General features: G+C 70.4%; 14 protein-coding genes. 7 read left to right on the top strand and 7 right to left on the bottom strand.

What is annotated here, in order from left to right:
• Window positions 1-30: 30 nt before the first annotated feature.
• A complete protein-coding gene (gene mtnA / locus ACWPN5_RS16315; protein WP_492296292.1) occupies window positions 31-1,137 on the top strand; it encodes an S-methyl-5-thioribose-1-phosphate isomerase in 1,107 nt (368 codons plus the stop codon).
• Window positions 1,138-1,159: 22 nt separating this feature from the next.
• Here mtnA and ACWPN5_RS16310 read toward each other — a convergent pair whose 3' ends face one another.
• Together ACWPN5_RS16310 and ACWPN5_RS16305 are read right to left on the bottom strand one after the other, a co-directional pair.
• Window positions 1,160-1,624, bottom strand: a complete 465-nt coding sequence (locus ACWPN5_RS16310; RefSeq protein WP_145681259.1) for a DUF4126 domain-containing protein — start codon at window positions 1,622-1,624, stop codon at window positions 1,160-1,162.
• A gap of 13 nt (window positions 1,625-1,637) precedes the next feature.
• A complete protein-coding gene (locus tag ACWPN5_RS16305; protein WP_492296291.1) occupies window positions 1,638-3,110 on the bottom strand; it encodes an aldehyde dehydrogenase family protein in 1,473 nt (490 codons plus the stop codon).
• Window positions 3,111-3,119: 9 nt separating this feature from the next.
• On the opposite strand from ACWPN5_RS16305, the gene crtI reads away from it, so the two are divergent.
• Genes crtI through ACWPN5_RS16280 form a run of 5 tightly spaced genes read left to right on the top strand, consistent with a single transcriptional unit; the run spans window position 3,120 to window position 8,708 of the window.
• Window positions 3,120-4,727: a phytoene desaturase family protein gene (crtI, locus tag ACWPN5_RS16300; protein ID WP_492296290.1), complete on the top strand. Its 1,608-nt coding sequence runs from the start codon at window positions 3,120-3,122 to the stop codon at window positions 4,725-4,727.
• Window positions 4,724-6,265 (top strand): phytoene desaturase family protein, encoded by a 1,542-nt coding sequence (locus ACWPN5_RS16295; protein WP_492296289.1) that lies wholly within the window; start codon window positions 4,724-4,726, stop codon window positions 6,263-6,265. Before crtI ends, ACWPN5_RS16295 begins: the two co-directional genes overlap by 4 nt.
• Window positions 6,266-6,274: 9 nt before the next feature.
• Window positions 6,275-7,096 (top strand): lysophospholipid acyltransferase family protein, encoded by an 822-nt coding sequence (locus ACWPN5_RS16290; RefSeq protein ID WP_492296288.1) that lies wholly within the window; start codon window positions 6,275-6,277, stop codon window positions 7,094-7,096.
• On the top strand, window positions 7,093-8,244 hold the full coding sequence (locus tag ACWPN5_RS16285) for a glycosyltransferase family 2 protein (RefSeq protein ID WP_492296287.1): 1,152 nt from the start codon (window positions 7,093-7,095) through the stop codon (window positions 8,242-8,244). The genes ACWPN5_RS16290 and ACWPN5_RS16285 overlap by 4 nt, the downstream gene beginning before the upstream one ends.
• Window positions 8,241-8,708: a DUF2141 domain-containing protein gene (locus ACWPN5_RS16280; RefSeq protein ID WP_492296286.1), complete on the top strand. Its 468-nt coding sequence runs from the start codon at window positions 8,241-8,243 to the stop codon at window positions 8,706-8,708. The genes ACWPN5_RS16285 and ACWPN5_RS16280 overlap by 4 nt, the downstream gene beginning before the upstream one ends.
• Before the next feature lie 13 nt (window positions 8,709-8,721).
• Here ACWPN5_RS16280 and ACWPN5_RS16275 read toward each other — a convergent pair whose 3' ends face one another.
• Together ACWPN5_RS16275 and ACWPN5_RS16270 are read right to left on the bottom strand one after the other, a co-directional pair.
• Window positions 8,722-9,345, bottom strand: coding sequence for a 3'-5' exonuclease (locus ACWPN5_RS16275; protein WP_492296285.1), 624 nt, complete (start codon window positions 9,343-9,345; stop codon window positions 8,722-8,724).
• Window positions 9,346-9,356: 11 nt separating this feature from the next.
• Window positions 9,357-9,947, bottom strand: a complete 591-nt coding sequence (locus ACWPN5_RS16270) for an NUDIX domain-containing protein (protein WP_200478363.1) — start codon at window positions 9,945-9,947, stop codon at window positions 9,357-9,359.
• A 320-nt stretch (window positions 9,948-10,267) separates the two neighbouring features.
• Here ACWPN5_RS16270 and ACWPN5_RS16265 point away from each other — a divergent pair, with 320 nt between their 5' ends.
• Window positions 10,268-11,287, top strand: coding sequence for a class I SAM-dependent methyltransferase (locus ACWPN5_RS16265; RefSeq protein ID WP_492296284.1), 1,020 nt, complete (start codon window positions 10,268-10,270; stop codon window positions 11,285-11,287).
• A 22-nt stretch (window positions 11,288-11,309) separates the two neighbouring features.
• On the opposite strand, the gene ACWPN5_RS16260 is transcribed toward ACWPN5_RS16265, so the two are convergent.
• From ACWPN5_RS16260 to ACWPN5_RS16250, 3 genes are all read right to left on the bottom strand, one after another.
• Window positions 11,310-11,975, bottom strand: coding sequence for a hypothetical protein (locus ACWPN5_RS16260; RefSeq protein WP_492296283.1), 666 nt, complete (start codon window positions 11,973-11,975; stop codon window positions 11,310-11,312).
• A 113-nt stretch (window positions 11,976-12,088) separates the two neighbouring features.
• Window positions 12,089-12,655, bottom strand: coding sequence for a hypothetical protein (locus ACWPN5_RS16255; RefSeq protein WP_492296282.1), 567 nt, complete (start codon window positions 12,653-12,655; stop codon window positions 12,089-12,091).
• 109 nt (window positions 12,656-12,764) lie between these two features.
• On the bottom strand, window positions 12,765-14,111 hold the full coding sequence (locus ACWPN5_RS16250; RefSeq protein ID WP_492296281.1) for an ABC transporter substrate-binding protein: 1,347 nt from the start codon (window positions 14,109-14,111) through the stop codon (window positions 12,765-12,767).
• Between the last annotated feature and the right edge of the window lie 193 nt (window positions 14,112-14,304).

The following is a 14,304-nucleotide window of genomic DNA, read 5'->3' as shown; positions in this document are numbered from 1 at the left end:
AGGCGGCATCGAGCGCGGGGAGTATGGCGTATGAAGATCGACGGCACGGCCTACCGGACCATCTGGCTGGCGCAGGACGGCTGGTCGGTGGAGATCATCGACCAGACGCGGATGCCGCATGATTTCGCCGTCGCGCGGCTGACCGACCTCGACGAGGCCGCCCACGCCATCCGCGCCATGCTGGTGCGCGGGGCGCCGCTGATCGGGGCGACCGCCGCCTACGGCGTCGCTCTGGCCATGCGGGCCGACCCGTCCGACGCGGCGCTGGAGGCGGCCCATGCCCGGCTGCTCGCCACCCGCCCGACCGCGGTCAACCTGCGCTGGGCGCTGGAGCGGATGCGCGGCCGTCTGGCGCCGCTGCCGCCCGCCGCCCGTGCCGAGGCCGCCTACGCCGAGGCCGCCGCGCTCTGCGACGAGGACGTCGCCATCAACCGCGCCATCGGCGAGCATGGCGCCGCCCTGATCCGCGAGACCGCCCGCCGCAAGGCGCCGGGCGAGCCGGTGAACGTGCTGACCCACTGCAACGCCGGCTGGCTCGCCACCGTCGACTGGGGTACGGCGCTGGCCCCGGTCTATGTCGCCTTCGAGGAGGGCATCCGCCTGCATGTCTGGGTGGACGAGACGCGCCCGCGCAACCAGGGCGCCAGCCTGACCGCCTGGGAGCTGAACCGCCACGGCGTGCCCCACACGGTGGTGGTCGACAACACCGGCGGTCATCTGATGCAGCACGGCATGGTCGACCTGTGCATCGTCGGCACCGACCGCACCACGGCGACCGGCGACGTCTGCAACAAGATCGGCACCTACCTGAAGGCGCTGGCCGCCCACGACAACGGCGTGCCCTTCTACGTCGCGCTGCCCTCGCCGACCATTGACTGGGGCATGGCGGACGGGGTGAAGGAAATCCCCATCGAGGAGCGCGACGCCCGCGAGGTGACCGAGCTGACCGGCATCACCGCCGACGGGCGGATCGAGACCATCCGCGTCACCCCGGCCGGCAGCCCGGCGGTCAATTACGGCTTCGACGTGACCCCGGCCCGTCTGGTGACCGGTCTGGTGACCGAGCGCGGCGTCTGCCCGGCGAGCCGGGAGGGGCTGCTGGGTCTGTTCCCGGAGCAGGTCGGCGCGGCGCGCTGACGTCCTCTTTCCGAAAAGCCGCTTACGCCGCGGCGACGACGAGCAGCGCGACGGTGAGCGCCACCGCGTCCTCGATCAGCGCCGCCGGCCGGTCGCGGCCGAAGGCGGCGGCCAAGCGCCGGCGCGCCTCGTAGCACAGGAGCGTGCCGGCGACCGCGCCCAGCCCGCCGGCAATCAGGCCGGGAACCCACGCGCCCGCGTTCGCGCCGATGGCCGCCCCCGCGATGGCGCCGCCGGCGATGCGGCTGGCGAACGGGAAGGGGCGCTTGCGGCTGGGGGTGGTCGGCAGCTTGTCGGTGACCAGCTCCCCCACCGCCAGCGCGGTGAAGACCCAGGGCGACACCGGGTGGCCGAGGAAGAACAGCCAGCTTCCCGACAGGTCGAGCCAGCCGCCATAGGCGGCCCAGGAGACCGCCGCCGGCCCCAGCAGGGTGCGCGAACCGGACACGGCGCCGATCAGGACGGCGAGGATCAGAACAGTCGTCACAGTGATCTCCGGGTCAGTCGGTCCGGCGGTCGCGCAGAGCCTGGAACAGGGTCCGGACCACCCCGGCGCGGGTGCCGGGACCGCCATGGAGCAGGCGGATCGCCGCCAGCATCAGCGCCGCGTCGCCGTCGCGCGGCGGGTCGGTGTGGGGAAGCCGCCGGCCGCGCCGCACCGAGACGGTCTTCACCCGCGTCATCTCCAGCAGCCCTTCGGCGCCGCGCGTGACGCCCCAGCCGCTGGCGCGTCGTCCGCCGAAGGGCAGGCGGGGATCGGCGGTCGGCACGATCAGGTCGTTGACCGTCACCGTCCCGGCGTCCAGCCGCCCGGCCAGCGCGCAGGCCTCCGCTTCCGGCCCGAAGACCGAGGCGCCGAGCGCGTAGGGGCTCGCGGCGGCGGCCTCCAGCGCCTCCTCCATGTCGCGGACGGGCACCAGCGACAGGATGGGGGCGAACAGCTCCTCGCGCAGCAGCGCCATGCCCGGCCGCGCGTCGGCCACGATCAGCGGCGCCATCGCCGGGTCGGCGTCCTCGGGTAGAGGGCCGAGCGGGCGGGCGCCCTCCGCCATCGCCGCGCGGACCAGCCCGACCAGCCGGCGCCGCAGCGGCAGGGGCACCGCCGCCGGCGCGATCGCCGCCGCGCTGCGCGTCAAGGCGTCCTCCAGCGCCGCCGCCTGGGCGCGCGGCACGAAGACCCGGCGCGGCGCGATGCAGGTGGCGGAACCGTTGAGGCGCAGGCCGAAGGCCAGCGCGCGGGCGACCAAGTCGAGGTCGGCGCCCGGCAGGACGAACACCGCGTCGTTGCCTGACAATTCCATGGTGGAGGGCACCAGCGAATCGGCGAGCTGGCGGGCCACCGTCCGGCCGGTGCCGGCCGATCCGGTCAGCACCAGCTTGTCGATGCCGGCGGCGATCGCGTCGGACACCGCGTCGGGGGATTCGTCCAGAAGCTGGAACAGCCCGTCGGGCAGACCGGCCTCGGCCAGCCAGTCGGCCAGCCGTTCCATCGGTGCGGAGCAGCCGGGCGCCGGCTTGACCAGCACGGCGTTCCCGGCGGTCAGCGCCTGGAGCGCCTGCACCCCCGGCAGCAGCAGCGGGTAGTTGGAGGGGCCGACGATCAGGACGGTGCCGAAGGGCTCCCGCCGCACCTCCGCCGCGACGCCGAACAGCCAGGCCGGGCGGCCTCGCGCGCCCAGGCGCCGCGGCGCCAGCAGCGCGGCGGCCTCGCGCTCCAGGAAGCGGCAGGCTTCGGCGAGCGGCAGGATTTCCGCGCTCAGGCTCTCGGCCGCGCTGCGTCCGGGGCGGGTCGCCAGAGTGTGCACGAGGTCCTTCGCATCCGCCGCAATGCGGCGGCGGATTTTGCGGATGATGGACAGTCTTTCGCCTGTATTGCCGCCGGCCCACGCCGCGCGCGCAATGGAAAATGGATCGCCGGCCCCGCTTGTCCAAGGGGTTACGCCTGGAGAGGTGGCTTTGTGGCTGTGATCCATTTCCGGTCCATGTTCGTAACTGCCTTCACACAAGTCGGCAGCTCGGGAGCGTTTGACAAGCGGATGGAACGGCAAGTCGTGATCATTGGCGCTGGGCCCGGTGGATTGGCATCCGCGATGCTCCTGGCGCTCACCGGGGCGAAGGTCACCGTGCTGGAACGGCAGGACCGCGTCGGCGGCCGGTCGGCCGGCTTCGCGCTCGACGGGTACCGCTTCGACAGCGGCCCGACCTTCTTCCTCTACCCCCGCATCCTGGAGGAGATCTTCGAGGCCTGCGGGCGCCGCCTGTCGGACGAGGTCGATCTGATCCGCCTCGACCCGCTCTACCGGCTGGTCTTCGAGGCCGGCGGGGAGCTGCGGGTCCACGGCGAGATGAAGGCGCTGATGGCGGATATCGCGCGCCTCGACCCGCGCGACGCCCAGGGCCTGCCGCGTTTCCTGGCCGACAACCGCGCGAAGATGGAGCTGTTCCGCCCGATCCTGGAAACCGACTTCTCCAGCCCCTGGGCGCTGGCGTCGCTGCCGATGCTGAAGGCGCTGGGACGGCTTTCGCCGCAGCGCTCGGTCGACCGCGACCTGTCCCGTTACTTCCAGGACCCGCGCGTCCGCCTCGCCTTTTCTTTCCAAAGCAAGTATCTGGGCATGTCGCCCTTCCGCTGCCCCAGCCTGTTCACCATCCTGTCCTTCCTGGAGCATGAGCACGGCGTCTTCCACCCGCGCGGCGGCACCGAGGCGGTGATGGAGGCGATGCGGCGGGTGGCCGAAGGCCTCGGCGTCACCGTGCGGCTGAACGAGACGGTGCGCCACATCCGCTTCCAGGGCCGCCGCGCCGTGGGGGTGCGGACGGAGGCCGGCGAGTATCCGGCCGACGCGCTGGTCATCAACGCCGACTTCGCCCGCGCGATGACCACGCTGGTGCCCGACGACCTGCGCCGCCGCTGGACCGACGCCCGCATCGCCACCAAGAAATTCTCCTGCTCCACCTTCATGCTCTATCTCGGGATCGAGGGGCGGATGGAGGGGCTGGACCACCACACCGTCTATCTGGCCGAGGACTATGCCCGCAACCTCGCCGAGATCGAGGACGGCCGCGAGATGCCGCGCCGCCCGTCGATCTACGTGCAGAACGCCTGCGTCAGCGACCCGGACCTGGCCCCGCCCGGCGGCAGCACCCTCTACATCCTGGTGCCGGTCGGCCACCAGCGCGGCCACATCGACTGGACGGCCGAGGCGCCGCGCTACCGCCGCCTCGTGCTCGACCGGCTGGCCGGCTTCGGCCTGAGCGACCTGGAGCGCCGCATCCGGGTGGAGCGCGTGGTGACGCCGGCCGACTGGGACCGCCGGTTCGCGGTGCATCGCGGCGCCACCTTCAATCTGGCGCACAGCCTGGACCAGATGCTCCACCTGCGGCCGCACAACCGGTTCGAGGATCTGGACGGCGTCTATCTGGTGGGCGGCGGCACCCACCCCGGCAGCGGCCTGCCGGTGATCTTCGAAGGCGCGCGCATCACGTCGCGGCTGCTGGCCTCGGAACTGGGCCTGCCGACGCCCTGGCGCAGCGAAACCATGGGACTGTCCGGCCTGCCCAAGCGGGCCGTAGCGGGGGGATTGGCATGACGGATCGGATCGCGGTGATCGGCGGCGGCCTGGGCGGGCTGGCGTCGGCGGTGGTTCTGGCGGCGCGCGGCCACAAGGTGGTGCTTCTGGAGAAGAACGGCTGGGTCGGCGGCAAGGCGGCGGTGCTGGAGGAGGGTGGCTTCCGCTTCGACATGGGGCCGACGATCCTGACGGTGCCGCGCGTCCTGCGCCGCATCCTGGCGGAGGCCGGCTGCGACCTCGACCGCGAGCTGGAGCTGGTCCGGCTGGAGCCGCAATGGCGCTGCTTCTTCGACGACGGCACCCTGCTCGACCTGTCGGAGAACATCGGCGCGATGGCCGCGGAACTCGACCGGCTGACTCCCGGTCGCGGCGCCGGGGAGGGCTACCGACGCTTCCAGGCTTTGTCGGAGCGTCTGCACGGCATTTCCGAACGCTTCTTCTTCTGGAAGTCGGTGGAGGATCTGGGCGACACGCTGAAGGTCCGCGACAGCATGAACGCCAGCACCCTGTCCGACGTGCTGGCGCTGCGCATGGGCAGCACGGTGGCCGGCACCATCCGCAGCCACGTCCCCGACGCCCGCGCCGCCCAGATGCTCGACCATTTCACCCAGTATGTCGGGTCCTCCCCCTACGGCTCCCCGGCGGTGCTCTGCGCCATCGCGCACATGCAGACCAACGACGGCGTCTGGTATCCGATGGGCGGCACCCGCGCCGTTCCGCTGGCGCTGGAGCGGGTGGCCCGGCGCCTCGGCGTCGAGATCCGCACCGGCACCGGCGTGCGCCGGCTGGAGGTGACCGACAAGCGCGTCACCGCCGTCGAGACCGAGAGTGGGGAGCGCATCCCGGTGTCGGCGGTGGTGTCCAACATGGATTCCGTCCGCACCTACGAGGAGCTGGTGGGCGGCGCCCCGGCCAAGCGCTTCCGCAAGCGCCGTCGCTACGAGCCGGCCTGCTCGGGCGTGGTCTTCTATCTCGGGCTCGACCGCGGTTACGAGCATCTGCTGCACCACGACTTCGTCTTCTCCCGCGACCCGGCGGAGGAGTTCGAATGGATCTACCGCCGCGGCGAGCCGGCGCCCGACCCGACCTGTTACATCGCCGCCCCCGCCCGCACCGAGCCCGGCGTGGCGCCGCCGGGGGGCGAGGCGCTCTATGTGCTGGTCCACACCCCCTACCTGCGGCCGCACCACGACTGGTCGCGGATGCTGCCGGACTACCGCCGCACCGTCTTCGACAAGCTGAAGCGCACCGCCGGCATGGCCGATCTGGAGGACCGCATCCGCGTCGAGCGCGTCCTGACCCCGCAGGACATCCACGACCGCTACCGCGTGCTGAACGGCGCCATCTACGGGCTGGCCAGCCACGGCCGCTTCATGGGCGCCTTCAAGCCGGGCAACCGCTCGCGCGACGTGGAGGGGCTGTATCTGGCCGGCGGCGCCGCCCATCCCGGGCCGGGCATGCCGATGGTGCTGATGTCGGGCTGGATCGCCGCCGACAGCCTGGACCGCGACCTGCGGGGCGGGGCGCGCGACACCGACCTGCGCGCCGTCGCCTGAGGGACGGGCATGGAGGATGATGGGCGGAAGGACGATCCGGTCGTGCTGCGCTCGCCGGCGCTCTGCCGTTTCTTCGGCGCCGTCATGGCGCGGCGGATGCGGCTCGACTTCCACGCGGTTCGGCTGGCCCGGCCGGGCTGGCCGGCCCTGCCGGCGGACCGGCCGGTGATCGTCTGCCTGAACCACCCGTCCTGGTGGGACCCCGCTTTGCTGATCGTGATGGGGACCACCCGCTACCGCGACCGGCCGGGCTATGGCCCCATCGACGCGGCGATGCTGCGCCGTTACCGCTTCATGGCGCGCATCGGCCTGTTCGGGGTCGAGCCGGACCGGGCGGGCGCCGCCGCCTTCCTGCGCCACGGCCGGCGCATCCTGGCCGACCCGCGCTCCATGCTGTGGATCACCGCCGAGGGCGCCTTCACCGACCCGCGCCGCCGCCCGGTCCGCCTGCGTCCGGGCATCGCCCATCTCGTCCGCCGCGCGCCGGAGGCTGTGGTGGTGCCGCTCGCCGTGGAATACCCGTTCTGGGACGAGAGCACGCCGGAGGCGCTGGCCCGCTTTGGCGAGCCGATGGATGCCTCCGCCTTCGCCGGCTGGCCGGTGCCCGACATCGCCGCCGCTTTGGAACGGCGGCTGGAGACAACAATGGACGCGCTGGCGCTCGACGCGCAGAGCCGCGACCCGGCGCGCTTCCTGACGCTGGTCGACGGTTCGGCGGGGGTCGGCGGCGTCTACGATCTGTGGCGCCGGGCGCGGGCGTGGGTGGGCGGGCACCGTTTCAGCCCCGAGCATGGTGACGCATCCGACACGAAAGGGGTTTCCCGCCGATGAGCGTCCTCACGCTGCTGGCCGCTCTGTCGCTGGCGCTCGCCCTGCTGCCGTTGGGGCTGGGCCTCGTGAACCTGTGCCTCTACCGCCGGCCAAAGGCCGAGCCGCCGCCGGGCGCCGCCGTCAGCGTCCTGATCCCCGCCCGCAACGAGGAGGCCACCATCGCCGCCGCGGTGCGGGCGGCGCTGTCCAGCTGCGGCGTGACGGTGGAGGTGGTGGTGCTGGACGACCATTCCACCGACCGCACGGCCGACATCGTCCGCGCCCTCGCCGCCCGCGACCCGCGCCTGCGGCTGGAAACGGCGCCACCGCTGCCGCCGGGCTGGTCGGGCAAGCAGCACGCCTGCCAGGCGCTCGCCGGTCTGGCGCGGCACCCGGTGCTGCTGTTCCAGGACGCCGACGTGCGGCTGGCCCCGGACGCCGCCCGGCTGGCCTGCGGCGCGCTGCTGGCCGGCAGGGCGGGGCTGGTCAGCGGCTTCCCGCGCCAGGAGACCGGCACCCTGGCCGAGGCGCTGGTGATTCCGTTGATCCATGTCCTTCTGCTCGGCTACCTGCCGATGGTCGGGATGCGCTGGTCGGCCAGCCCGGGCTTCGCCGCCGCCTGCGGCCAGCTGATCGCGGTGCGGCGGGACGCCTACGCGGCGGCCGGCGGCCACACCGCCATCGCGACCTCGCTGCACGACGGGGTGACGCTGCCGCGCGCCTTCCGCCGGGCGGGGCAGGGAAGCGACCTGTTCGACGCGACCGGCCTCGCCCGCTGCCGGATGTACCGCGGCTGGCGGGAGGTGTGGTCCGGCTTTTCGAAGAACGCGACGGAGGGCATGGCGACCCCGGTCGCCCTGCCGGTCTGGACCGTTCTGCTGTTCGGCGGCCATGTCCTGCCCTGGCTGCTGCTGGGCTGGGCGGCGCTGGCCCCATTGCCGGAGGAGTTTGTCATCATGGCGGCGTCGGCCGTGGCGGCGGGGCTGTCGTTCCGCTTGCTGCTGGCCGCCCGTTTCCGTCAGAGTCTGGCCGGCGCGCTGCTCCACCCCGTGGGCATCCTGATCCTGCTGGCGATCCAATGGTCGGCGCTGCTGCGCGCCCGCCGGGGCCGCCCGGCGGAATGGCGCGGGCGCGCCTATCCGTCCACCTCCAGAACGGGTGCACCATGACGACCCTTCGGCAGTTCCGGACCGCCCGCAACGCCACGGTGGGCGGAGCGCTGGCCGCGCTGGCGGTCCTCCTGGCGACCGCCCCGGCCGCGGCCGCCGACCTTGCCATCACGGTCGCCAACGTCGCGAACGCGCAGGGGAAGGTGCTGGTCGCGGTGTGCACGCCGGAGACCTTCCTGGGGCCGAACTGCCCCTACACCGCGGCGGAGCCGGCGCGGCCGGGCAGCGTCACCGTGGTGGTGCACAAGGTGCCGCCGGGTACCTACGCCGTGCAGTCCTTTCACGACGAGAACCAGAATCTCGAACTCGACCGCAACTTCCTCGGGATGCCGAAGGAGGGGGTCGGCTTCAGCAACGACGCCCCCATGCGCTTCGGCCCGCCGCGCTACGCCGACGCCGCCCTGACCGTTGCCGAGCCGGTGACTTGCACGACGTTGACCTTGCGCTATCTGATTGAGCGCTGAGTGACTTCCGCTTTCAGATCACCGGCACCAGACGCCGCCGCCGGGGCGGCGGGTTGCCGCCCTTGCAGGGGGTGTAGCCGCCCGGCGCCAACTGCCCGAACGTGATGCCGGTCGCCATGGCGATGTCGGCCAGCCGCTCCAGCCCCAGCACGCGGGTGGCGGCGAGCGCGATGCGCCCGCAGGCCTCGGCGTCGCTGCCGGCGCGGTGATGGTCGAGCGCGATCCCCAGATGGTCGGCCAGATAATTCAGCTTGTGCGCGGCCAGCTGCGGCCACGCCTTGCGCGCCAGCACCACGGTGCAGAGGTAGTGGCAGGCCGGCCAGTCCAGCCCGTAATCGTCCAGCGTGTGGCGCAGCACGCTGATGTCGAAGGAGGCGTTGTGGGCCAGCACCAGACGCCCGTCCAGCCGGCGGGCGAAGCGGTGCCAGACCTCCGGGAACTCCGGCGCGCCGGCGACATCCTCGGCCCGCAGGCCGTGGACGGCGGTGTTGAAGGGGTTGAAGCGCATCTCCCGCGGGCGGATCAGATGCTCCTCGGTCTCCACCACGCGCCCGTCCTCGATCCAGGCGACGCCGATGGAGCAGGCGCTGGTCCGTGATTCGTTGGCGGTTTCGAAGTCGATGGCGACAGCCTGCATGACGTCTTTCCTCAACCCAGGATCAGGCGGGTGACGTCCTCGGGCAGGTCGCCGTCGAGCGCCATCAGGCGGACCCGCAGCAGGCAGGCCACCGCGATGGCGTCGGTGATCTCGCCACGCTTGACCATGGCGTAGGCCTCCGCGAAGGGAACGTGGCGCAGCTGCAGGACCTCGGTCTCCTCCGGTTCGGCCTGCCCCTGCTCGATCCCCCAGGCGAGAAAGCAATGGGCGGTCTCGTCGGTGATGCTGTTGGACAGGTGCATGGTCAGAATCGGCAGCCAGTGGCGGGCGGTCTGGCCGGTCTCCTCCAGCAGCTCGCGCCTGGCCGACTCCACCGGTGCGACGCCCTTCTTGCCGCCGCCTTCCGGGATCTCCCAACTGTACTGCTCCAAGGGGAAACGGTACTGGCCGACCAGCGTGACGCGGCCCTGGTCATCGATGGGAACCACCCCGGTCGCCAGATTCTGGGCGTGCATGACGCCGTAGATGCCGGGATTGCCGAGCGGGGTCAGCACGTCGTGCTCCACCACCCGCATCCACGGATTCTCGTAGATCGGTTTGGTCGTCAGGACGGTCCAGGGGTTGCCGGTCTTGTGCGGCACGCCGGTGCTCCTTGCGCGGGTGGGGGACGGGCTGCGGGGGTCTGGGGCGGAACTATAGGCATTGCGGCCCGATGCTGCAACGCGGTGCGCTTCCGCCACCGTCCCGCGCGCCGCCCTCGGGGCTGCAGGCCGTGGTTGTTGCGGAAATATTTCACAGTTAGATAAAATTTTCGCGACAGTTCACGCAAGTCCTCTCCAACTGTTCTGGCTGGTTACTTGACTCCCCGACTGTTGAGGTCTACCTCTATATTGTGCGGTATCCGTGGATGCCGGCGGTGGCCGTCCTTCGTGGGGCAGCAATTTTGGAAACGCAGCGCCGGATGCGGCACAATTTTCAGGATAGGGAGCGCTGGCGCAACCCGGACTGGCGGACGAAATTCGTCGCCTGGTGGGAAGGCTACGACCTCGCCGCGCTGTCCCGGATGACCCGCACCGCCCCGGCCTCCCGCCTGCCTCTGCGCGGCCCGGTCGCGGCGCTGGGCTCCGCCCCTCCGGCCGGCGCCCTGCCGCCCGAGGCGGCGCGGCCCGATGCCGACCTGGAGCGTCTGGAGAACCTGCAGCTCGACCGCCAGGGCGAACCGGTCTGGTCGGTCGCCCGCACGGAGGGCGCGCAGATGCTGTGGGGCCAGGACTGCGTCGGTCCCGGCGACTCGCAGTGGATGATCGAATCCGTCCGCTCCTTCGGGCTGAACCCGGCCAAGAGCGTGCTCGACCTGTCGGCGGGGCTGGGCGGGCCGGCGCGCGGCATCGTCAACAGCTACGACACCTGGGTGACCGGGCTGGAGATGTCGCCCCTGCTGGCCAAGCTGGGGATGGAGCGTTCCAAGGCGCTGGGGGTCTCGAAAAAGGCCCCGATCGGCCATTACGACCCCGAGCATTTCAACCAGGCGGGCGCCTTCGACCTCGTGCTGGCCGACCGGGTGATGCACCGGGTGCGCGACAAGGAGAACTTCCTCGACCGCGTCAGCGAGTGCATCAAGCCGAAGGGCGGCGTGCTGCTGTTCGATTACGTGATCGAAGGCACACCGTCCTCCTGGGAAAGCTGGAACGGCTGGCGCGATTCCGAGCCGCTGGAGGTCTATCCCTGGTCGGCCACCCGCATGGCCGACGAACTGACCCAGCGCAACCTCGACCTGCGCATTTCCGAGGACCTGACCCAGTTCCACCGCCGTCAGGCCGTCGAGCGGGTGCGCCGGCTGGGCGAGGCGTTGAAGACGGCCGCCCCCGAACCCCGCGTGCTCAAGGCGCTGGCCCGCGAGCTGGCGCTGTGGTGGTCGCGCCTGCGCGTGCTGGGCAGCGGCCTGCGCTTCTGCCGCTACGTGGCGATGCGTCCGACTTGATCGGGGCGGTGTGTCGCCATGTTCAGCGAGCTGAGGGAAAGCGGTTGCTGCTTGGCTGTTTCATCGGCGCGCTTGCCGGTTTGGCGTTGCCGGACAAGGGCGCCACAACGGTTTGAGTAAAGTCCGAAGATTCAGTCGTTTTGCGTCCGCCATTGTTTGGGGTGAGATTGGCTTCGTTGGACCGGACTTGAATCGGATCGGACCGCCAAGTGTCGTTCCGTGTTCGTACCACAACAACGTAGGACGAGGGTGGCAGGCGCTGCTGCGATAAATTCACTTTCAGCAAGCTCGGCGTGACGTTCGGAATGCCGAGATAGGATGGCGAAACACCCTCATTCAGCTTTGGAAGCTTCAAAGGCAGGAGGGTGCGATAGACGAGAGACTTGTCGGACGCATCGATTTGCCCGCCGGCATAGAACTCGGCAAGGCGGTGCAATTCCACCACGATCGCACCCGCCGTGGCCCCGTCGCCGACCCGCTCCGCCGAGCCGGCCCCGTCCTGGGGAAGGCTGCGGTCTGTCTTGGAAAGGGGAGACACCAACGCCACCGCTACCCCGTCGATGTCTCCCTGCGGCATGCGGGTAACCGTGGCTTCCGCTATCAGGGCGTTTGCCGTGGCAAACTGGTTTCCGCCCGCGCAGCCTGACAGCGCAGCAACCAGCAGGGATGCGGGGATGAATCGCATCATTCCATTACTCCTCAGTGCTCGCATGGCAGATTTTTGTCTTTTCAAGAAATTTTGGAAATGAGTGTGTATGTATTGTGCGGCAGGAGATGTCGTTTGTATCCGTTGGAGTGTTTTTACACGATCACTCTATTGAATTGCATCGTCATGGGAGTGCGGTCAAACAGACCAAGGCCGGTTTCATAGACGATCAGATAGTTGCCGCGCTTCAAGTAATCCGCGTACTGCGTTGAGAACACACGCTGACGGTTGGGTGGAATGGGGGCCGCATAGGTCGTTGTCGAATCGACGTAGGCCAGTCCATTCATCTCATAAAGACCTTTGTCGGTGAGTTGAACGGCCGGTCCGCGAAGCTGCTTCATGGCGTCTTCAATCGCACCGGCGTATCGTTCGGCGAACAGGTGGGCCGAAAACGGCCCTTCGACCGCCACGGGCTTGGTGTTGTTGTTCAATGCCACGTCCGCCGCCGGTTTGTTCGGGCTGCCGTCGAACCCGGCGGCGCTGCGGAACCATTCCACGGCGGCCATGACCATCTTCGACCCGACATCAAGACCATGGCGGACCTGCTCCGCCGTGCAGCCATGCAGCACTGGCGCCATGGCAATGGCTCCGGTGCCGACAACAAAGGAACGGCGGCTAAGTGCTGGGCGTTCATGAAGAGTCAGATACGTCTTTTTGGTCATGGCGAAATCTCCGCATTTATCCAAAAAGAAGTATGCATTGACGGTTTCTGTGAAAAAAGCGTGATTTGCTGCGTCACCATGACGCCATGCAATGGTATTTTATTTGTATTCAGTCATTGCAATCTCTGTGTGCAAGATTTCGCTCCGCCGCGAAGCGCCGGGCCGACTCCGTCACCAGCTTGCGGATCAGGGCGCGGCGCGGCTCAATGGGGCCGGAGACGTCCAGCCAGCGCTCCCCGTCCCACCGCTGCACATGCAGCGGCACGATCCCTTCATGGTCGGCGCAGGTGATGCGCAGCGGCTGCATGAAGCCGTCCAGCCCCAGTTCGGTCAGCCGTTCGGCGGTCAGGTCCAGATGGTCGAAGCCCCAGGCGACCTGCGCCCCGGTCAGCGGCCGGCGCCCGTATTTGCCCTGCGCGGTGCGGATGGCCTCGACCAGGACGGCGGCGTTGAAGACGCCGCGGTTGTAAAGCACCGTGCCGATCTGGCCGGGATCGCCGGCCCCCAGCCCCTGGCCGTGGACCCGCTCGCGGATGGCGCGGATCACCGGCAGGTCCGCCCCGGCGGCGTGGAAGGCGACCGCCTTGTAGCCGACCGCAGCGGCGCCGACCGGCCGGACGTCCAGCTCCGACCCGGCCCACCAGACGCCGATCATGCGGTCAGCCGGATAGCCGGCGGCGGCGGCCTCGCGCAGGGCGGTGGAGTTCTGCACCCCCCAGCCCCACAGGATCACGTAATCGGGCCGGTAGTGGCGGGCGATCTGCGTCCACACGGCGCGCTGGTCCAGCCCCGGCGGGGCGACGGGGAAGCTGCGCATCTCGAAGCCGAGCCGGCCGCGCAGCGCCTCCAGCATGGGCAGCGGCTCCTTGCCGAAGGCGCTGTCGTGGTAGACGTAGGCGATCTTCCGCCCGCGCAGCCGCTCGGTTCCGCCCAGCTCCGTCGCCCCCAGCTCCGCGGCGATGTGGCTGATCGCGGCGTCGATGCCCGTCCAATAGCTGGCCGGGGCGTTGACCGCGTAGGGGAAGACCCGCCCGTCGGACACGTCCGCCCGCCCGTAGCCGGAGGAGAAGACCGGGATATGGTCGGCGGTCCCGCGCTCGATCAGGGCGTAGGTGATGCCGGTGGACAGCGGCAGCACGGCGGCGGCGCCGGTCGGCCCCTTGGCCTTCAGCCGCTCGTAGCAATCCACCCCACGGTCGGTGTTGTAGCCGGTGTCGCACTCCTCCCAGGCGATGGGCACCCCGCCGATGCCGCCGTCGCGCCGGTTGACCAGCGTCAGATAGTCGGCCACCCCGTCGGCCAGCGGGATGCCGTACGGCGCGTAGGGGCCGCTGCGGTAGACGAGGTGCGGGAAGAACTGCGCCCCCTGCGGCGGCTCCGAAACGGCCTCGGCCGGGGCGCACAGCAGCGCCATCGCCAGGGCCGCAACCGCCAAAGCCGGGGCGCGCCATGCCATTCCGTTTCCTCCACCCGTCGCGCGCCGGGCCGTTCCGCCGGTCCGCGCGGTTTTCGTTGCGCGGGATTCTAGTACGGACCGGCCCCGTTTCGCACGAAGAGAGCGCAGCCCCCACGCTTGCGCTTGCCTGCCCTTTGCACGGCGCCGTTTGAAGGGGGGCGGGACCGGCACTAAATCAGGCGGTTGAGACATG

Source organism: Azospirillum sp. UENF 211521, from assembly GCF_058780535.1.
The sequence above is the reverse complement of the archived record's forward strand: the minus strand, read 5'-3'. Positions and strand labels throughout refer to the sequence as shown.